The 19,082-nt window shown below is 72.8% G+C and carries 18 protein-coding genes; 6 read left to right on the forward strand and 12 right to left on the reverse strand.

Annotated features, from left to right (window positions below):
* The coding region (locus ACI3KY_RS18045; RefSeq protein WP_404931519.1) for a DUF402 domain-containing protein at nt 1–592 on the reverse strand (592 nt) is incomplete at its 3' end.
* Nucleotides 593–614: 22 nt separating this feature from the next.
* On the opposite strand from ACI3KY_RS18045, the gene ACI3KY_RS18050 reads away from it, so the two are divergent.
* Nucleotides 615–1,913 (forward strand): isochorismate synthase MenF, encoded by a 1,299-nt coding sequence (locus ACI3KY_RS18050; protein ID WP_404931520.1) that lies wholly within the window; start codon nt 615–617, stop codon nt 1,911–1,913.
* Nucleotides 1,910–3,151: an amidohydrolase family protein gene (locus ACI3KY_RS18055; RefSeq protein ID WP_404931521.1), complete on the forward strand. Its 1,242-nt coding sequence runs from the start codon at nt 1,910–1,912 to the stop codon at nt 3,149–3,151. Before ACI3KY_RS18050 ends, ACI3KY_RS18055 begins: the two co-directional genes overlap by 4 nt.
* 62 nt (nt 3,152–3,213) lie before the next feature.
* On the opposite strand, the gene ACI3KY_RS18060 is transcribed toward ACI3KY_RS18055, so the two are convergent.
* From ACI3KY_RS18060 to ACI3KY_RS18095, 8 genes are all read right to left on the reverse strand, one after another.
* Nucleotides 3,214–4,890 (reverse strand): DUF885 domain-containing protein, encoded by a 1,677-nt coding sequence (locus ACI3KY_RS18060; protein ID WP_404931522.1) that lies wholly within the window; start codon nt 4,888–4,890, stop codon nt 3,214–3,216.
* A 56-nt stretch (nt 4,891–4,946) separates the two neighbouring features.
* On the reverse strand, nt 4,947–5,786 hold the full coding sequence (locus ACI3KY_RS18065) for an ABC transporter permease (RefSeq protein ID WP_404931523.1): 840 nt from the start codon (nt 5,784–5,786) through the stop codon (nt 4,947–4,949).
* Complete coding sequence (locus ACI3KY_RS18070) at nt 5,783–6,856, reverse strand: ABC transporter ATP-binding protein (protein ID WP_404931524.1); 1,074 nt, start codon at nt 6,854–6,856, stop codon at nt 5,783–5,785. The genes ACI3KY_RS18065 and ACI3KY_RS18070 overlap by 4 nt, the downstream gene beginning before the upstream one ends.
* A gap of 124 nt (nt 6,857–6,980) precedes the next feature.
* Nucleotides 6,981–7,877, reverse strand: a complete 897-nt coding sequence (locus ACI3KY_RS18075; RefSeq protein ID WP_404931525.1) for a permease prefix domain 1-containing protein — start codon at nt 7,875–7,877, stop codon at nt 6,981–6,983.
* On the reverse strand, nt 7,874–8,227 hold the full coding sequence (locus tag ACI3KY_RS18080) for a PadR family transcriptional regulator (RefSeq protein WP_194413056.1): 354 nt from the start codon (nt 8,225–8,227) through the stop codon (nt 7,874–7,876). The genes ACI3KY_RS18075 and ACI3KY_RS18080 overlap by 4 nt, the downstream gene beginning before the upstream one ends.
* Before the next feature lie 96 nt (nt 8,228–8,323).
* Nucleotides 8,324–9,187 carry a polyphosphate kinase 2 family protein gene (locus ACI3KY_RS18085; RefSeq protein ID WP_404931526.1) on the reverse strand — a complete coding sequence of 288 codons (864 nt, stop codon included), beginning with the start codon at nt 9,185–9,187 and terminating at the stop codon, nt 8,324–8,326.
* Between the two features lie 26 nt (nt 9,188–9,213).
* A complete protein-coding gene (gene menD / locus ACI3KY_RS18090; RefSeq protein WP_404931527.1) occupies nt 9,214–11,037 on the reverse strand; it encodes a 2-succinyl-5-enolpyruvyl-6-hydroxy-3-cyclohexene-1-carboxylic-acid synthase in 1,824 nt (607 codons plus the stop codon).
* Nucleotide 11,038: 1 nt separating this feature from the next.
* Nucleotides 11,039–11,539, reverse strand: a complete 501-nt coding sequence (locus ACI3KY_RS18095; RefSeq protein WP_404931528.1) for a PLD nuclease N-terminal domain-containing protein — start codon at nt 11,537–11,539, stop codon at nt 11,039–11,041.
* A 102-nt stretch (nt 11,540–11,641) separates the two neighbouring features.
* Between ACI3KY_RS18095 and ACI3KY_RS18100 the strand changes: the two genes are divergently transcribed.
* The gene (locus ACI3KY_RS18100) at nt 11,642–11,968 is read left to right on the forward strand and encodes a DUF4229 domain-containing protein (protein WP_404931529.1); all 327 of its coding nucleotides are present in this window, start codon (nt 11,642–11,644) and stop codon (nt 11,966–11,968) included.
* A gap of 337 nt (nt 11,969–12,305) precedes the next feature.
* Here ACI3KY_RS18100 and ACI3KY_RS18105 read toward each other — a convergent pair whose 3' ends face one another.
* Entirely contained in the window at nt 12,306–13,289 is a 984-nt protein-coding gene (locus tag ACI3KY_RS18105; RefSeq protein WP_404931530.1) for a 1,4-dihydroxy-2-naphthoate polyprenyltransferase, read from the reverse strand.
* A 92-nt stretch (nt 13,290–13,381) separates the two neighbouring features.
* On the opposite strand from ACI3KY_RS18105, the gene ACI3KY_RS18110 reads away from it, so the two are divergent.
* Entirely contained in the window at nt 13,382–13,762 is a 381-nt protein-coding gene (locus ACI3KY_RS18110) for a VOC family protein (protein ID WP_404931535.1), read from the forward strand.
* A 276-nt stretch (nt 13,763–14,038) separates the two neighbouring features.
* Here the strand turns inward: ACI3KY_RS18110 and ACI3KY_RS18115 are convergent, their stop codons facing one another.
* Together ACI3KY_RS18115 and ACI3KY_RS18120 are read right to left on the reverse strand one after the other, a co-directional pair.
* Nucleotides 14,039–15,193, reverse strand: a complete 1,155-nt coding sequence (locus ACI3KY_RS18115; RefSeq protein WP_404931531.1) for an AMP-binding protein — start codon at nt 15,191–15,193, stop codon at nt 14,039–14,041.
* A gap of 98 nt (nt 15,194–15,291) precedes the next feature.
* Nucleotides 15,292–16,221, reverse strand: coding sequence for a 1,4-dihydroxy-2-naphthoyl-CoA synthase (locus ACI3KY_RS18120; RefSeq protein WP_404931532.1), 930 nt, complete (start codon nt 16,219–16,221; stop codon nt 15,292–15,294).
* Nucleotides 16,222–16,297: 76 nt separating this feature from the next.
* Here ACI3KY_RS18120 and ACI3KY_RS18125 point away from each other — a divergent pair, with 76 nt between their 5' ends.
* Together ACI3KY_RS18125 and ACI3KY_RS18130 are read left to right on the forward strand one after the other, a co-directional pair.
* The gene (locus ACI3KY_RS18125; protein ID WP_404931533.1) at nt 16,298–16,843 is read left to right on the forward strand and encodes a hypothetical protein; all 546 of its coding nucleotides are present in this window, start codon (nt 16,298–16,300) and stop codon (nt 16,841–16,843) included.
* A 1-nt stretch (nt 16,844) separates the two neighbouring features.
* The coding region (locus ACI3KY_RS18130; protein ID WP_404931534.1) for an ATP-binding cassette domain-containing protein at nt 16,845–19,082 on the forward strand (2,238 nt) is incomplete at its 3' end.

Genomic DNA, 19,082 nt, shown 5'->3' on the forward strand with positions numbered 1-19,082 from the left:
ACGACACGGGCGGCGGCGGTGCGACCCCGTCGTACGCGGCGACCCGGGAGAGCCAGGCGTTCGGCGTGGCGTCATCGAACGGCGCCTCGGCGGCGGCCACGCGACGCTCGAGATCGAGGGCGAGCGCGTCGAGCCGTTCGACCACGTCGAGCGGGTAGCCGTAGGCGACGCGGTGCTCGTCCCACTCGTCGCGATCGTCGATGAACAGTCCGCGTTCGTCGATCGCCTTCACGACGTCGAGGTCCATGTCGATGCCGCGCGGCTCGCGGTTCTCCCAGCGGATGTCCCAGGCGATGTCGATGTAGATGCGCACGCGCCGCGGCGATCCGTGGACGGTCATGGCGTAGTCGCCGCTCGGCGGGAGCAGCGTGACGTTCGGGCCGTCGGCGACGAACTCCAGCCCGGGGCGCACGTTGCGCCAGCCGTCCGGCTGCCCGATCCAGTCGCCCCAGCGGTCGCTGCCCAGGTAGATGCCGTCGTTGACCCAGTGGTCGCCACCGTCCCACTTCGTCCAGCGGAACTGCAGTGGAGCGCCCGGCGCGGGGCGGTCGGCGGGGACGGAGCTGTGCTGTGCGTCGGCGTCGGCAGTCACCCCGCGAGTCTAGGCTGGAGGGGTGACATCTGCGCATCGCCCGCCCCAGCTGGTGGTCGAGACCCGCGAGATCGAGCACGTCGACGACCTCCTGGCCTACGCCTCTCCCGACGAGCCCCTGGCGTGGCTGCGTCGGGGGGACGGCATCGTCGGCATCGGCGAGGTCGGCGGCTACGCGCGCAGACCGCACAGCGCCCCCGGTGTCGACGCGGCCGCGATGCCCGGCGCCGCCGACACCTGGCGCGGCATCGCGGCGACGGCCCAGGTCGACGACCCGCTCGGCCTGCCCGGCACGGGCCTCGTGGCGTTCGGCACTCTCGTCTTCGACGAGCGGTCGTCGGGCACCAGCCGCCTCATCGTGCCGCAGGCCGTCGTCGGGCGGCACCGCGGACGGTCGTGGGTCACGCGGATCCGCCAGGCCTCCACGGACCTCACCGACCCCGCCGTCGAGCCGAGACCCTACGGACCGCACTGGTCGGGCACGCTCGGCCCCGGCACTCTGGACCCGGCCGGCTATCAGGCGGCAGTGCGGCAGGCGGTCGACGCCATCGTCGCCGGTGAGCTCGAGAAGGTCGTGCTGGCGCGCGACCTCGTCGGCACCGTACCTGCGGGCGCCGATCTGCGCCGCCTCGTCCGCGCCCTGTCGCACGACTACCCCGACACGTGGACCTTCGCCGTGGACGGCCTCATCGGGGCGAGTCCCGAGACGCTCGTCACCGCCTCCCGCGGGGTCGTGACGGCCCGCGTGCTCGCCGGGACGATCCCGCGAGGAACCGACGCGCACGACGACGCCGGAGCATCCAGCTCCCTCGCTCACAGCTCCAAGGACCTCGAAGAGCACCGGTTCGCCGTGCAGAGCGTGCTGGAGACCCTCCGGCCGCACGTCAGCCATCTGCGCGCCGACCCCGAGCCGTTCACGCTGAAGCTGCCGAACCTCTGGCATCTCGCGACGGATGTCGCCGGCGACCTCGCCGACCACGCATCGGCGCTCGATCTGGTGGCGGCGCTGCACCCCACCGCGGCCGTGGCGGGAACGCCGCGGGATGCCGCGCTCGACCTGATCCAACGGCTCGAGCCGTTCGATCGCGGCCGCTATGCCGGGCCGGTCGGCTGGATCGACGGCGAAGGCAACGGCGAATGGGCGATCGCGCTGCGGTGCGCGCAGATCGGCGCCGAGCCGGCGCGCCGTTTCGCCGCCTACAGCGACACGATCCCCGTCGTCGCGCACGCCGGCGCGGGCATCGTCGCGCAGAGCAACCCCGAAGCGGAGCTGCTCGAGACGCGCGTGAAGTTCCGTCCCATCGTGGACGCGCTGGCGTGAGCGCACCCGCCTCGCTGCCGACCCGCGGGAACGCGGTGCTGACGAATCTTCGCCTCGTCGACGGCGTCACGCCGGAGCCGCAGGACGGCCTCGCGCTGGTGATCGAGGACGGTCTGATCGCGGATGTGGTGGCCGCGGCATCCGTCCCCGCCTCCGTCGCGTCCATCGACCTGGGCGGCGGCTTCGTGATGCCCGGCCTCGTCAACATGCACAATCACTTCTCGCTCTCGCTCCCCGGGCCGGGCGGCGACGCGGTGAGCGCGCTGGGTCCGTACGATCTGGCGCTGTACATGGCGGATGCCGCGCGGCGGACGCTGCTCGCGGGCGTGACGACGGTGCGGAGCGTGGCCGAGAAGGCCGGAGCGGACTTCGCGCTGCGGCGGGCGATCGAGGCCGGACAGGTGCTCGGACCGCGGATCCGCACCGCAGGCCGCGCGCTGTGCTGCACCGGCGGGCACGGCCACGACACCGACGACACGATCGAGTGCGACGGCGCCGACGCCTTCGCACGCGGCGTGCGCAGTCAGGTCGCGCTCGGCGCCGACCTCATCAAGCTGATGATCTCGGGCGGCATCGCCGGCGAGCACGAGCAGATCTCGACGGCCCAGCTGACCCGCGACGAGATGCGCGCCGCCATCACGACGGCGCACGCGTGGGGCCGAAAGGTCACCGCCCATGCCGGGCCGTCCGCGGTCATCGCGGAAGCGGTCGAGCTCGGCCTCGACTGCGTCGAGCACGGCTATGCGCTCACCCCGGAGGTCGCGCGGCTCATGGCCGAGCATGGCACGGCACTCGTGCCGACGCTGGTGGTGACGCGGGCGCAGGCGTTCTTCGACGACCTCGGCGTGCCGCCATGGATGCAGCAGCGCTCGCTCGGAGCCGCCGAGCGGCACCTGGAGTCCTACCGCCACGCGCTCGACGCGGGCGTGGAGGTCCTGCTGGGCAGCGACATGCCGCCCTACTGGGCGTTCGGGGGCACCAGCGCCATCGTGCGGGAGCTCGAGCACATGCAGGCCGGCGGCCTCTCGGCCCCGGACGTCATCCGGGCTGCGACCGCAGGGCCGGCACGCTGGCTCGGCGACGAGGAGCGGTACGGGATGCTGCGCCCCGGCCTCTCCGCCGACCTCATCGCCCTGCGGGAAGACCCCACGGCGAGCATCGGGGCGCTGCGGACCCTCCACTTCGTCATGGCCTCGGGCGTGGTCGTCCGCGACGACCGCGACGGTCGCACCGCGTAGCCCGGCCACCCCGCAGTCCGGCCACCGCGCAGTCCGGCCACCGCGTAGTTCGGCCACCGGGACTAGCGGGCTGCGGGCACCGGCCCTGCCAGCAGCGCGCGCAGCGGGTCGAGTCCCATCGGCCCGAGGGCGAGCGCATCGCGGTGGAAGGCACGGAGTGAGAAGTCAGCGCCCTCGGCGGACTCGCGCGCGGCTCGCGCCTCCAGCCACAGTCGCGCCCCGACTTTGAACGCCAGGGCCTGGCCCGGCCAGCCCAGATACCGGTCGACCTCGAAGCCGGCGAGAGAGGGCTCGACCAGCGCGAAGGCGACGAGCATGCGGCGGGCGAGCTCGGGCGTCCACTCCCCCTCGCTGACGAGAGCGTTCTCGGGGATGGCGCGGCCGGTGTGCAGGCCGATGTCGGCGACGATGCGCACCGACCGCCAGATCTGTCCCAGGAGCAGACCGAGGCGCTCGGCGGTGTCGCGGATGAGACCGAGCTCGTCGGCGAGCTGCTCGGCGTAGTGCGCCCACCCCTCGGCATAGCCGTGGATGTGGCACAGGTGCCTCTGCCAGGCGTGCAGCTCGGGATAGGCGGCGGTGAGCGCGAACTGGAGGTGGTGGCCGGGGACGCCCTCGTGGTGGACGCTCGTCACCTCCTGCCAGGTGGCCGCGACCGGAACGCCGCTCGGAATCGTCCACACCACCCGCCCCGGCGTCGATCCGTCGGGCGCGCCGGGCGTGTAGTAGACCACACCCGATGCCGCCTCCGACACGAGGCACTCCACGTTGCGCACCGACGCGGGCAGGTCGAAGGCCGGCTCCACGGCATCGATGGTCTCGGCGACGCGCGTGGTCAGCCATGTGCGGATGGCGTCGACACCTTCCAGCCGGTAGCGCGGGTCGGAATCGAGAACGGATGCCGCGGACCGCACCGGATCGTCCCCGCTCCCGCCGAGCTCGCGCGCGAGGGCACGCGCCTCGCCGGTCAGCCGCTCCAGCTCGGCCCAGCCGAACGCATAGGTCTCCCCGACGTCGATGCGGGCTCCGAGCATGCCGGCGGACAGGTCGGCGTAGACCTGCTCGCCGACGCCGTCGGCCGCCGGCGCCACGGGGCGCAGCTCGACGCGCAGCACCTCGACGAGCTCGGCGAGCGCCGTCGCTATCTCATCGGCCGCTGCCCGCACCCGCGCGGCGTCCGTCGCGCCGGCGCCGTCGGCGAGCGGAACGGATCCGAACCAGTCCGAGGCGATCCAGCCCTGTACCTGATCGGCGAGCGTGTCCAACTGCCGGACGGGCGCGACGCCGGTCCCCGTGAAGCGATCGGCGTGGTCGCGCGACCAGCGCAGGGCTCGCACGTACTGGCGGACAGCGGCCGGCGCCGCCTCCAGACCCTCGAGGAGCGCTCGGCCCGCGGCATCCGGAGTCACCGTCAGCCCCTCGAACGAGGAGCGCACCAGGTGCACCGGCGTCGCGAGACCGGCGACGAGGCGCGACGTGAAACCCGTGTCGAACAGCATCCGCTCGCGCTCGAGACGCTCCCCCAGTGCGGCCCGCAGGGTCTCGTCGCCGGGACCCGCCGATCGCAGCGCCGCGAGCGTCTCGCCCTGCAGGTCGTACTTGCGCACCAGCCATTCGGGCGAGAGGTCGGGCAGCGGCGGGCCCGCAGCGCCGATCGCCATCGCGGCGTCGGGCTCGTGGGCGGCGAGTTCTCGGACGTACGCGTCCGCGGCGAGGCGGACCGGATCGGGGGTGCTCACCCGCTCCACCCTAAGCGCGACGATCCGGGGGCCGGGGCCCCGGGATCGTCGCGGCATCACACCGAGCGCTGGTAGGCGCGGATGGAGCGGACCGCCCACAGGAAGGCGAGCGCGGCGAGCACCGCCAGTCCGCCCGCCTGCCACCAGCCCGCGGCCGGGTATTCGCCGGTCAGCCCGCCGCGGCCGAGCTCTACGGCCCAGTTCATGGGGTTCCATCGCGCGACGTCCTGCACCCACTCCGGCATGAGGTCGGCGGGCATCATCGTCGTCGACAGGAACGTCGCCGGCAGCACGATGAGCTGCGACAGGCTGATCAGCGCGATCTGGCTGCGGGAGATGAGGGCCACGGCCGTCGACGCGCAGCAGAAGATCGTCGCCAGCAGGGTCGCGACGCCGAGCGTGATCAGCATGCCGCCGACGCCGCCCGAGTACCGGGCGCCGGCGAGCCAGCCGATGCCGAGCACGACCAGCGACTGGACGAGGTTGATGATCAGCTGCTGGGCGAGCTGCCCGCTGATGATCGCCGACCGGTGCACCGGCGACGTCAGGTACTGATCCATGACGCCGGAGCCGATGTCGTCGATGTAGCCGGTTCCCGCCCACGCGCCGGAGTAGAGCACCGTCATCATGAGGATGCCCGGGACCAGGTAGTCGATGTATCCGCCGGCTCCCGTGGCAGCGCTGAACTGGGGCAGATCGCCGAGCGTCGAGAACACGGCGCCGAACAGCACGATCCAGATGACCGGCTGGATGAGCGACATCACCGGTCCCCACGCCTGGCGTAGCGACGAGATGAGCCAGCGGCGCAGGACCTGTCCGGCCTGCGTGAACCACCCGGCACGACCGGCCCGGGTGTGGCGGGCTTCGTGGTGAGTGAGGGCGAATGCGGTGCTCATGCGGCGACTCCCGTCGTGTCGGCGTCCGTGCGGGACGCGGAGTTCCCGCTCGTGGTCGGGTCGAACGTGTGACCGACGAAGTGGAGGTACACGTCGTCGAGGGTGGGATGGGATGCCGCGACCTGCCCGTAGCGGATGCCCGCGGCATCCAGAGCCACGATGACCGCCCCGACGGCTGCGGAGGCATCGTCGGTGCGGGCGGCGAGCACGCCGTCGACACCGCTCGCCTCGATCACGACGTCGCGGAGGCCCGGCACGCGCCCGATCGCAGCACGGACGGCCGCGGCGTCGGGCTCGACGAGCGAGACGCGCACCGAGTCGCCGTGCAGCGCGGCCTTGAGCTCGGCGGGGGTGCCCTGCACGACCGCCCGGCCGCGGTTGACCAGGAGCAGGTCGTCCGCCAGGCGGTCGGCCTCCTCCATGTAGTGGGTCGTCAGCACCACGGTGAGCGGCTGTCGGCCCTCGCGGGCCGCCGGCTCCTGCCCCGCGAGCCGCCGGATCTCGGCCCACATCGTCGCGCGGGCCTCCGGGTCCAGGCCCGTCGTGGGCTCGTCGAGGAAGAGCACGCGCGGACGGTGCACGAGCGCCGCAGCGACGTCGAGCCGACGGCGCATGCCGCCCGAGAACGCGCCGACGGGGCGCTGGGATGCCTCGGCCAGGCCGAACTCGTCGAGCAGGCGCAGCGCCCGAGCGCGGGCATCGCGCGGCGCCACACCGCGCAGCCGGCCGGCGATCTCGAGGTTCTCACGCGCGGTCAGCACCGGGTCGGTGCTCGAGCCCTGTGAGACGTAGCCGATCGCGGCGCGCACGGCGGCGGGGTCGGTCGCGACGTCGTGGCCGGAGACGGACGCCGTGCCGCTCGTCGGGCGTGACAGCGTCGTGAGGATCTTGGTCGTGGTGGACTTGCCGGCGCCGTTCGGGCCGAGAAGGCCGAACACTCGGCCGGCCCCGACGGAGAATCCGAGACCGTCCAGCGCCCGGACAGCGGGTCTGCGGCCGCGGCCGGGATAGACCTTGACCAGGTCGCGGGCGACGATGGCGGTGCCGTCGTCGGTGGAGTTTTCAGGCATGGCGAAGCATCCCTTCCTTCGAATGTGGTAGCGGCTTCCCGGTCGTTGAGCGGGCGAGGAACGAGCGAGACGAGACGCGCGGGGTCGCGCGGAATTCAGGCGCGTTTCGTCTCGCTGCGCTCGCTCAACGACCGGCGGGCTTGTCGGGGGTGAAGAGCATGCGGGCGAGCACGAACATCATGAGGGCGAAGCCCGCCACGAAGGCGACCGGCGCCCACCACCAGCCGACCGTGAAGACCAGCACCGCGATGACGGCGAAGGTGACCAGCCAGATGGCGGCGGTGTACACGCCGAAGCGCGCGGCGGTCTCGGGCTCGCGCTCGAACCGGTTGGGCGGCTCGTTGCGCAGCGCCTCGCGGGTCCAGGCCTTGTGGCGGTTCGTCTGGGTCGCGCCGAGGAACGAGAAGAGGACGATCGAGGCGATCACTCCCAGCGCCGCGAACACGATGCCCCAGACGGGCATCGTGCCCAGTGCGACGAGCCCGCCGAACCCGAGCCCGTACGCGCCGAGGAACGTCGCGAGGCCGTAGGCGACCGCGCGCGTCCGCGGCATGGGGTGGTTGGTGGTGGTCTCCTGCGACAGCGAGTCGCCGACGACCAGGCCGAGCGCGGCCGCGGCGAGGCCGAAGAGCGCGAGCTGACCGCCGACGGCCACCGGCAGCAGGCCGGTCGCGCCGAGGACGCCGAGCGTGATTCCGAGTGTGGCGACGATCGACCACACCACGACCCTCACGACGAAGCCCGGCTTCGGGCGGACCCGATGGCGCAGGACGAGCGACGTGTAGTCCACCCCGCCGCGCCCGGGTGCGGCATCCGGGGTGTCATCGAGCAGGGCGCGCACGTCGCCGAGCTCGGCGATCGCCTGGCGCGCGGCATCGTCCGGCGTGGCGCCGGCAGCCGCGAGCTCGTCCGCGCGCGCCATGAGGTTCGCGCGCATCTCCTCCTTCAGGTCCTGCGCGTCGGGCGTCATCTCGATGCCCTGGAAGGCTTCGTCGAGGAGACGGTGGATGTCGGGGTTCATTGCTGGCTCTCCTTCACGTCGAGCAGGGCGTCGATGATGCGCCGGGTCGCGGTCCAGGCCGCGACGTTGCCGCGGAACACGGCTCGGCCGGCATCGGTGATGCGGTAGTACTTGCGGCGGCCGCCCTGGGACTCGTCGCCCCAGTAGGACTCGACCAGGCCGTCCTTCTCGAGGCGGCGGTAGGTGGCGTACAGCGTGGCCTCTTTGATCTCGTGCTGACCGCCGGTCGCGTCGCGGATGGCCTTGTAGATCTCGAAGCCGTACGCGTCGCCGCGCCGCAGCACCCCGAGCACGATCGTGTCGGTATGACCGCGCAGCAGGTCGGCCGCGAACGCGTCGTCTTGTGTCATGTGCAGTACTGTATCACATCAAGTACCTATGACCATCGGATACCTCATCAGGTCGATATCATCCCGATGCGCGTGCCTCAGAGGGGACGACCCGTGTCAGCTCGCGGTGAGCCGCTTCTTCTCGGCCTCGACGTCGAAGGTCGCGGCGGGCCAGTGCGGATAGATCTCTTCGAGCGCCTCCAGCAGCAGATGCTGCACCGCGAGGCGCGCGTACCACTTGCGGTCGGCAGGCACGACGTGCCACGGTGCGTGCTCGGTCGAGGTGCGCTCGAAGACGGTCTGGTACGCCGCCATGTACGACGGCCAGAGCTCCCGCTCCTCGACATCGCCCGGGTTGTACTTCCAGTGCTTGTCGGGGCGCTCCAGCCTTTCCATGAGCCGGGACTTCTGCTCCTCGGGCGAGATGTGCAGCATCACCTTGACCACCCGCGTGCCGGTCTCGGTGAGCCGCTTCTCGAAGTCGTTGATCGCGTTGTAGCGACGCTCGATCTCCTCCGTCGGCGCGAGCTGGCGCACCCGGCCGATGAGCACGTCCTCGTAGTGCGAGCGGTCGAAGACGCCGATGAGGCCCGACACCGGCAGGCGCTGCTCCACCCGCCAGAGGAAGTCGTGCTCGAGCTCTTCGGGTGTCGGCTTCTTGAACGCCGACAGCACCACGCCTTGCGGGTCGACCGAGCCGACCACGTGCCGGATGATCCCGCCCTTGCCCGCGGAGTCCATGGCCTGCAGCACGAGCAGCACCGCGGCATCCGTCGCGTCGACGCGACTGCGCGCGAACAGCCGCTCCTGATACTCGTCGAGCTCCCGCGCGCCGGACTTCAGGTCTTCGGCGGCGTGCACCTTGTCCTTCGCGTAGCCCGGCGTCGAACGGGTGTCGACGTCGGCGAGCACGAAGCCCTCGCCGACACGGAGGAGATCGGCGACGTCGCCGCTCCAGTGCTTCTGACTCGAGGCGATCATGGAGCCATCATGGCGGATGCCGCGGCTCAGCGTCCCAGCGGCACCTCGATGAGCTGTCGGCCCTCGATCGGCGAGGTGAGCGCCTGGTCGAGCGCCGAGCGCGTCGTGACCCGGCGGTACTCCCAGCCGTAGGCGAGCGCCAACTGCTCGAGGTGCACGGCGTGCGGTGTATAGAGCACGCGATCCATGACGTCGGAGCCGGCCACGGCGGCCACCTCCAGGCCGTCGAAGATCGTGCCGCCGCCGTCGTTGCCGACCACCAGCTGCAGCCGGGGCTCCTGCTCGTGCGGAGGCAGGAGCAGCGCGCCGACATCGTGCAGCACGGCGAGGTCGCCGAGGATCACGCGCGTGACGCCCGGATCGCCGGACGTCTGGCTCGCCAGCGCGATGCCGGTGGCCGTGGCGATCGTGCCGTCGATGCCCGCCAGCCCACGATTGGCGTGCACCGGCACCTTCTTGCCGGGAAGCACCTCGTCGGCCACGCGCACCAGCCGCGACGAGCCGAACACGAGACGATCGTGGGGCCACGTGGCACGCCAGACGGCGTCGACGAGCGCGGCGCGGTCGATCGGCGCGCGGATGACCTCGAGCTCGGCGGCGATGGCGCCCAGCCGCTCCCCCGGCACCGCAGACGAGAGCCCGTCGGCGTCGGGAGCGGGCGGCGTGAGATCGACGGATGCCGCGCGCGACGCCTGCAGCCACTCCCCGAGCCAGTCGCGGTCGGGGTCGCCGGTCGCGACGGCGATGCGGTCGGCAGCGAACGTCGCGCCGTTGAGGTTGAGGGGCTCGCCGGGGCCGCGCACGGCCACGACCTCGATGTCGGCATCCGCCAGCAGCTTCGCGGTCTCGCGGCTGAGCGTGGGATGACCGAGCACGACGACGCGCTCGATGCGCCCGCCGAGCTCGGGTTCGCGCAGCAGCCGGCGGTACCCGTGCACCAGGTGGCGTCCGTAGCGGGCACCGCTCACGATCTCGGCGATGAGCGGCCACCCGCCGACGTGCGCGAGCTCCTCGGCATCGGGGCCGGCGTCGGCACCGGCGAGCACGATCGTGCGGGGTCCTCGTTCCAGGACGAGCGGCGCGTCCTCCGGCTCGGTCGGCACATCGGCTTCGCCGATCCCGCCGCCGCCCTGGTAGAGCGCTCCGGATGCCTCGTCCTCGACCTCGGCGTCCACCGGCGGCCCGTCGGGGTCGTCGTCGGCGGCGGTCTCGAGCTCCGACGCCGGCACGCCCATCCAGCCGGGGAGCGCTCCGGCCAACGGCTCGCGGTACGGCAGGTTCAAATGCACGGGCCCGGGCGCACGGGTGCCGGCACCCAGCGCGGCGGCGACCGCCTCGTCGGCCAGCGCCCGCAGCATCGCGCTCTGCTCGTGCGTGCCATCGGGATCGACCGCCTCCGGCACCGGCACATCGGCTTCGAGTCGCACGGTGGGCGCGAACATCCCCGGCTGGCGAGTGGTCTGGTTGGCGCCGACGCCGCGCAGCTCGGGCGGGCGGTCCGCCGTGAGCAGCAGCAGCGGCACGCCGGCGTGATGGGCTTCGAGCGCGGCCGGCAGCAGGTTGGCGACCGCGGTGCCCGACGTGCAGACCACGGCCGCCGGCATCCGTGTCTCGCGTCCGATGCCGAGCGCCGTGAAGCCGGCGACCCGCTCGTCGATGCGGACGTGCAGGCGGATCGCGCCACGGCGCTCGAGCTCGGCGGCGACCAGCGCGAGCGCCTGCGAGCGGGAGCCGGGGCTCAGCACGACGTGGCGAACCCCGAGTTCCACCAGCCGGCACAGCAGCGCCGCGGCGGCATCGCTGGCGGGCGCGGAGTCGAGAGCGCCGTCGTCGGCGCGCGTCCCGATCACGTCAGCCGATGGCCCCGCGCTGACCGCGGGCGTCGTCGTCGCCCTCGGCGGGACGGGTCGGCGGCTTCGACTGCGGCGGGGTTCCGGGAGCGGTCGACCCGCCCGCAGCGGCGGGAGCGATTCCGCCCGGCCCAGTAGTGTCATCGGATGCCGCGGGCGTGCCCGGCGGGTTCCACCGCGGATCCTCGCTCTCGGAGTCGAGCTGTGCGAGCTCCTCCTCCAGGCGGCGGATGCGCTCGTCCTGATCGCTGATGCTGCCGATGCGACCCAGGAATTCGGGATCGTCGTCCGGCGCGCGACGGGCGGCGACGGTCGAGGCGCGCATGCGCCCGACGATGAGCCAGAGGATGCCGCCCAGCACGGGCAGCAGGACCACGATGAGGATCCACACCGGCTTGCTCACCCCGCGGTGCCGGTTCGGGGGCTGGACCGCGCAATCGACGATGGTGAAGACCCAGAACGCGGTCGCCACCAGGGCCAGAATCAACAGCACCCGAGGCATCTTCCCATCCTAGGCGGGCGGGGCCCGGCATGGGCGGCCGGCATTGCTCCGTGACGCAACCGTCGCCGAAACCCGCCTGCGCGGCGAACGTAGGATGGAGAGGTGAAAGCGCGCTCGGCCATCGTCTACTCGGTGCTGCGGCTGCTGGCATTCCTCGTGCCGTTCGGCATCCTCATGCTGTTCCCGATCATGCAGGAGTACTACTGGCTCGCGGCCATCTTCGCCGCACTCATCGGCCTCAGCCTGTCGGTGCTGTTCCTGCGCAAACCGCTGGCCGACGCGACCGCCGGCCTGGCCGAGCGCCGCGAGCGGTCACGCTCCGCGGCGACGGACGAGCAGGCGGAGGATGCCGCGGCCGACGCCGTAGCTCCTCCCCGGGCGCCTGACGCCCCCGGCGCTCCCGATGCGCCGGGGGCCTCGAGGTCCTGACCCGGCCGGCACCCGCCCTCCCGGCCGGCCCCTCCGCGCCACCGGCGCCGCCCTCGCGGCGGGCTCCGCCGCGCGAAAAGTCGGGCGCGTCACGCAACGCGCCGCGCCGCGGCATCCCATTCCGGCGTGTCGCGGTCGCGCGCCCGACTTTTGGTACGGGGAAGGACATGGATGCCGCCCGCCGCGACATCCGCTGCGCCAGGGCCCCAAGCTGCCTTGCGGTCGCGCCTTCAACAGGTCAGCCGCGCGTGATCGCCCGCCGGGTGCGTGATCGCCAGCCGCGCTCGGAGGCGGGGTGCGTGCGGGGGCCGACGGACGCGGGCCGCGGCATCCGTGCTCAGCCGATGAAGGCCCACATGAGGAAGGCGCCGTACGCCACCGACGTCAGTGAGCTGAGCCCGAGCGCCACCACCAGCTCGCGGGGTTCGCGGTACGTCCACACGATGAGGATCGCGGGCAGCCCGGCGAGGAGGGCGAGAAGCGTGAGCCAGGCGATCGGGTAGCCGATCCACGCGAGGAACGCCGCGATGAGGAACGCCACCAGCACGAACACGGTGAACAGCCAGCGCGTGGCGGTGCGGCCGATGAGCACCGTGAGCGTCTTCTTGCCCGCGACGCGGTCCTGGTCGATGTCGCGGAGGTTGTTGGCCAGGAGCACGGCGCAGGCGAGGAGTCCCACGCCGACGGCGCCGAACCAGGCCTCCTGCGGCAGGGCGAGCGCCTGGACCCAGGTCGTGCCGAGCGTGGCCACGAGTCCGAAGAACACGAAGACGAAGAGCTCACCCAGACCGTAGTAGCCGTACGGGCGCTTACCGCCGGTGTAGAACCACGCGGCGATGATGCAGACGGCGCCGACCGCGATGAGCCACCACTGCTGCGTGCGGATCGTGATGGCCAGACCGGCGACCGCGGCGATCGCGAAGAAGGCCAGCGCCACGAACAGCACGGTGCGCGGCTTGACCATGCGAGAGGCGGTGAGACGCGCGGGGCCCACGCGGAAGTCGTCGGTGCCGCGGACGCCGTCGCTGTAGTCGTTGGCGTAATTGACGCCGATCTGCAGCGACACCGAGACGATGAGGCAGAACAGCGCGATCACCCAGTGGAAGACGTCGGTCACGAGGATCGCCGCCCCCGTGCCGACGAGGATCGGCGTGACCGCCAGCGGCAGGGTGCGCAGGCGCGCGGCGCCGATCCAGTCGCCGACCGTGGGATCCGGGATGCGCGCGGGGTCGCGCGAGACGCGCGCCTTCTGCGGATTCCCGCGGGGTTGCTGCTTCTTGCGTGCCGCGGTGCTGCGCTTCTTGCTGGGGGTTCCTGCCACGAATGCACATCATAGGGGTCGAGCCGATGAAGAGGAGCGTCGCGCGTCAAGCCCCCTGCCGGGCCGCGGCATCCTGCCCCATCATGGTGGCCATGTTGAGCATCGGATCCACCGTCCTCACGGTGGAAGACATGGGGCGCGCCGGCGACTTCTGGCGCGCAGCTCTCGGGTACGACAACCGCAGCGAGCCGAGCGACGACTGGGTGATCCTCGATCCGCCGGGCAAAGCCCATTGGGCGGCGCCCGGGGCGAGTCTCGCCCTATCGGTCACCGGCTACCCCCAGCACTACCCGCCGCGCATCCACCTGGACCTGTACGCCGAGGACCAGGCCGCCGAGATCCAGCGGCTGCTCGGCCTCGGCGCCCGCGAGGTCGATTGGGACGGCTACCCGGACGACGCCGACTGGGTCGTGCTCGAAGACACCGAGGGCAACAGGTTCTGCGTCGTGCAGACCGGCCCGTACCCGCAGTGACGCGGCCAGCGCCGCAGTGACGCGGGGCTGCCGCAGTGACGCGGGGCTGGCCCGGCGCCCGGCCCGCGGCCGTTCACCGGCGGTGGCGGAGCGGCGTCACCACCTGTCTCGCCGGCCGTTTCCTCAGATGAGGACGCACGTGCACCTCAAATGAGGAACGGAGCCGAGATGAGGGACGAATCGCGCGGAATCGACCTCATCTCGGCACACGTCCTCAGTTGAGGACGATGCGGGCGCTGAGCACGACGCCCCGCCGTGAGCGGGCGGCGCGCGCGGTCAGTGCAGGGCGAGGACGGCGCGGCGGATGGCCTCGCGGTCGGGCTTGCCCGACGGCAGGGTGGCCAGCTCGTCGACCAGCACGAGGCGCGACGGGCGCGCGTGCGCGCCGATCTCCGCCTGCACGGCCGCGCGCGCTTCCTGCAGCTGCACGGCCTCGCTCCGGCGGAGGGCCTCGCCACGGGAGGCGACGACGACGGATGCCTCGCCCCAGCGCTCGTCCGGAACGCCCACCACGACGGCCGTGTCGAGTCCCGGTATCCCGCGTACGATCCGCTCGACCCGGTCCAGGGAGATGTTGACGCCGCCCGACACGATGACGTTGTCGATGCGCCCGCGCACCCGCAGCACGCCGTCGTCGAAGATGCCGGCGTCGCCGGTGCGGTACCACCGGGTGCCGTCGCGCTCGCGGAAGAAGGCGGCATCCGTTCGCTCGTGATCACCCAGGTAGCCCTCCGCCAGCGTGGGTCCCGACACTTGGACCTCGCCGTGCTCGACGCGCACGCGCACGTTCGCGAGCGGCACGCCGTCGTACACGCAGCCGCCGCTGGTCTCGGTCGAGCCGTAGGTCCGGACGATGCGCGCACCGGCGGCCTCGGCGCGCTCGAGCGTCGCGGCGGGCAGCGCCTGGCCGCCGACGAGGATCGTCTCGAACGACCGAAGGGCCCCGAGCACCGTGCTGTCCTGCGCGGCCGCGTCGAGCAGCTTCGAGAGCTGCGCCGGCACGAGCGATGTGTACGTCGGGACGCGTTCCCCCCGCTCCGACGACACCATCAGCAGGGCGGCGGCCGAGAAGGACTGCGGCGTGAACGCACCGGAGAGGATCGCGGGCTCGCGGCCCGCGATGAGTGCGCGCACGAGCACCTGCAGTCCCGCCACGTAGCTCGCGGGGAGGGCGAGCAGCCAGGCGCCGTCGCCGATGCGATCGGCGGTCGCCATCGCGCTCGCGGTGAGGGCGTCGCGGCCGAGCACGACGCTCTTGGGGATGCCGGTCGACCCCGAGGTCGTCACGACGACGGCGGTACCCGGCCGGACCTCCGCCGGCAGTCCGCTCATGAGGCCGAGGCTGAGCGCCGGACCGGCGCCGTTCAGCGCGGCGCGCAGCGCCCGCAGGATCTCGCGGGGGTCGTCGCCGACGACGGGCTCGAGCCTCATGCGAGCATCAACTCCTCCAGAGAGCGTCGGCGCGGCCGGTCTCGGCCGTGCTCATCGCCCCGTCGCGCGATCATGAGGAGTTCGTGCACGGCGGGCCCTCAGAAGTGCCAGGGGTAGGGCGACCAGTCGGGATCCCGCTTCTCGAGGAACGCGTCGCGGCCCTCGACGGCCTCATCGGTGCCGTACGCCAGGCGAGTGGCCTCGCCCGCGAACACCTGCTGGCCGACCATGCCGTCGTCGACGGCGTTGAACGCGAACTTCAGCATGCGGATCGCGGTCGGCGACTTGGTGAGGATGGTGCGGGCCATGGCGAGGGCCTCGCGCTCCAGGTCGGCGTGCGGCACGACCCGGTTCACGGCGCCCATCTCGTAGGCGCGCTGCGCGGAGTACTCCTCGGCGAGGAAGAACACCTCGCGCGCGAACTTCTGCCCGATCTGGCGCGCGAAGTAGGCCGACCCGTAGCCGGCGTCGAACGAGCCGACGTCGGCGTCGGTCTGTTTGAACCGGCCGTGCTCGGCCGATGCGATCGACAGGTCGCACACGACGTGCAGCGAGTGTCCACCGCCGGCCGCCCAGCCGGGGATCACGGCGATGACCACCTTGGGCATGAAGCGGATCAGCCGCTGCACCTCGAGGATGTGCAGCCGCCCGGCGCGTGCCGACGCGTCGGCGGGAACGGACGCCTCGTCGTCGGAGTACTTGTAGCCGTCGCGACCGCGGATGCGCTGGTCGCCGCCGGAGCAGAAGGCCCAGCCGCCGTCCTTGGGGCTCGGCCCGTTGCCGGTGAGCAGCACGACCCCGATCCGCGGGTCCTGCCGCGCGATGTCGAGCGCGCGGTACAGCTCGTCGACGGTGTGCGGGCGGAACGCGTTGCGCACCTCGGGGCGGTGGAACGCGATGCGCGCGATGCGCCCGTCCTTCGAGACGTGGGACGTGATGTCGGTGTAGCCGCCGGCCTGCCCATCGCTTCCGGTCTGGCCGGGTGCCGCAGTCCACTCGTCCTCGTCGAACAGTTCCGAAACGCTCACCCGGCCAGCCTAGGGCCGCACGTCAGCGAGCGTCATCGGGCAACCGGACGACGCCGCCCGCAACTACCCTGGATCGGTGACCCCGACTCTTCGCACCGTGGCCGCTGCCGCGGCATCCGCTGCCCTGCTCCTCGCCCTCGTCGCGTGCTCCGGCACACCGGACGCGTCTCCGACGCCCGCCGAGACCAAGACCGTGGCGATCCTCGACAGCGCGTGCGCCGACGACGCCGGGATCACCGTGGCGGTCGACGCGTCGGCCCTCGAAGACGGCGACAGCAAGCAATGGTGCATCGGCACCGAGGAGCCGCTCGCGGCGGCCGACGCCCTCACCCTCGTCAACGTGACGACGGAGGGCACCGACGAATACGGCGACGAGGTCGTGTGCCGCGTCAACGGCGTGCCCGCGGAGGACGTCGCGATCCCGGCAGCGGACGGCTCGGAGTACTTCGAGACGTGCGAGTCCATGCCGGCCGCGTTCGCCTACTGGTCGCTCTGGGTGAAGGCCGCGGAGGGCGAGTGGGCGTACGCCGAAGAGGGGCTCTCGACCCTGCAGCTCGAGCCCGGCGAGTCGCTCGAGCTGCTCTTCACGCTGAACGGCGAACCGGCCGCGCCGACCACCTGACATGACCTTCCGACCCGGTCCCCTGCGTGCCGCGGCGATTCTCGCCGCCGGCTTCGTGGCGGCCCGGGTCGCCTACCGCGTCCTCTTCCACGGGGCCGACGGCGACGGCGCGGTGCTGCTCGACCTGCCGGCGGTGCGGCTGCCGTCGCCGTTCGCGCATGTGGTGCTGCTGGGTCCGGTCACCGTGGACGGACTGTGGGATGCCGCGGCCAGCGCCCTGCCGATCGCGCTGGCGATCGTCGCGTTCGGCGTGCTGAACGCCCTCGTCGACCTCAACCGCGTGTTCGCCCGCGCATCCCGCCGGGGACCGCTCCGCGGGATCGCACGCGCCCTCGCGATCGCGGCGGCCACGCTCCCCTCGCTCGCCGACGGCGCTCGCGCGGTGCGGTTCGCGCAGCGGCTGCGCGGCGAGCACAGCGGCCCACGGATGCTGCTGCCCCTCCTCGAGCGCACGCTCGAGCGTGCCGGGGGCGTCGCCGCCGCGCTCGAGCTGCGCGGTTTCGCAGGACGAGAGCTCGACGGCGACTGCCTCGCCCCGGTCGAGGCCCACGACGTCGAGATCGGATTCGGGCCGGCGGCCGCGGGCTCCGGCATCCGTCTCCCCTCCGAGCTCGTCCTCGAGGCCGGCACGCTGACCCTGGTGGCGGGGCCGACCGGGTCGGGAAAGTCCACGTTGCTGCGCGCGCTCGCGGGGCTGCACGCGCACACCGACGGCGGCTGGATCGCCGGCTCGCTGCGCGTCGTCGGACACGAACGCAGCGTTGTGCCGCCGCGGGATCTGGCGCGACGTGTCGGCGTGGTGCTGCAGCATCCGCGCGAGGCGTTCGCCACGGAGCGCGTGCGTGACGAGATCGGCCTGTCGCTCGAGTTGCGCGGCGTCGCGCCGGTGATCGTCGGCGCCCGGGTGACCGAGGTGGCGGCGCGGGTGGGCGTGACGGGGCTGCTCCACCGGCCGACGCGCGGGCTGTCGGCGGGCGAGGCGACGCTCGTCGCGATCGCCGCGGCGATCGTCGAGCACCCGATCCTGCTGCTCGTCGACGAGCCGCTGGCCGACCTCGACGCCGACGCCCGCACGCGCATCACGGGGCTGCTCGACGCCCTTGCACATGAGGCGGGCATCTGCGTGGTCGTGGCCGAGCACCGGGTGGCGTCGCTGTCGGGCATCGCCGACTCGGTGTTGCGGATCGACGGGGATGCGGTCGTCATCGTCGATGGTGCCGCGGAGGATGGGTCGGCGCCGGCGCGTGCGGTCGCGGCATCGGATGGCTCGTCGCCGTGGGGTGGTGCCGCAACCGGTTCGGGGCGCGGCGCAGGCGTTCGGGGCGCGCCGCTGACGCCCCAGACGCACGCCACGCGCCCCGAACCCGTAGACGGGGGCACGATCTCGCGGGGCGAGCAGTGGGGCACGCCGGTGCTGACGGCCCGCGGCATCACCGTGAGCCACGGCGGGAGGGTGGCCGTTGAGGCGGCGGACCTCGACCTGCACGCCGGCGAGATCGTCGCGCTGGTCGGGCCCAACGGCGCGGGAAAGTCGAGTCTGCTCACGGCGCTGGCGCTGCCCGAGCGCGGCGCGCGCGTCGAGACGGTGGGCCGCATCGCGTTGGTGCCGGACGCCTCCGACGACCTGTTCGTGCGCGACACCGTCACGGCGGAGTGCGCCCGTGCCGACCGGCGCGCCACCCGGTCGCGGGCCGCGACGCCCGCACGGCCGGCGCGCGGTGACGCGAAGGAGGCGGCGGGCCTGTCCACCGCCGCGCGGTTCGCGCGGTTCCTCGGGGTCGATCCGGAGGGGTCCGAATTCGCGGCGCTTCTCGCCCGCCACCCACGCGACCTCTCCGCCGGCGAGCGACGCTGCCTCGCCATCGCCATCCAACTGGCCACGCGCCCTCGCGTGCTCCTGCTCGACGAGCCGACCCGTGGACTCGACCCAGCCGCACAGCACCTGGTCCGAGTCGCGCTGGACACTCTCGCGGGCGATGGCACAGCGGTGCTGGCCGCGTCGCACGAGCCCGACTTCACCGCGTCGGCCGACAGTGTGCTCGAGATGCGAGCCGGCGTGCTCGCCGAGCGCGCCCATCCCGCCGGCTCGACGTCCCGCGAGTCGGGCGTGCCGACGCCGTCCGCGTACCGTTCTCAGGATCCGGGGCCGGATGTCCACACCGATGCACCGCGCCGACCGCGAAATTCCGCGGCCGCGGCGCGCGCGGTCGGCCCGGCGGCCGCCGGCGTTCCTGAGTAC

The sequence above is a fragment of the Microbacterium sp. ZW T2_14 genome, assembly GCF_044987405.1.
In the GTDB taxonomy this organism is placed as follows: domain Bacteria; phylum Actinomycetota; class Actinomycetes; order Actinomycetales; family Microbacteriaceae; genus Microbacterium.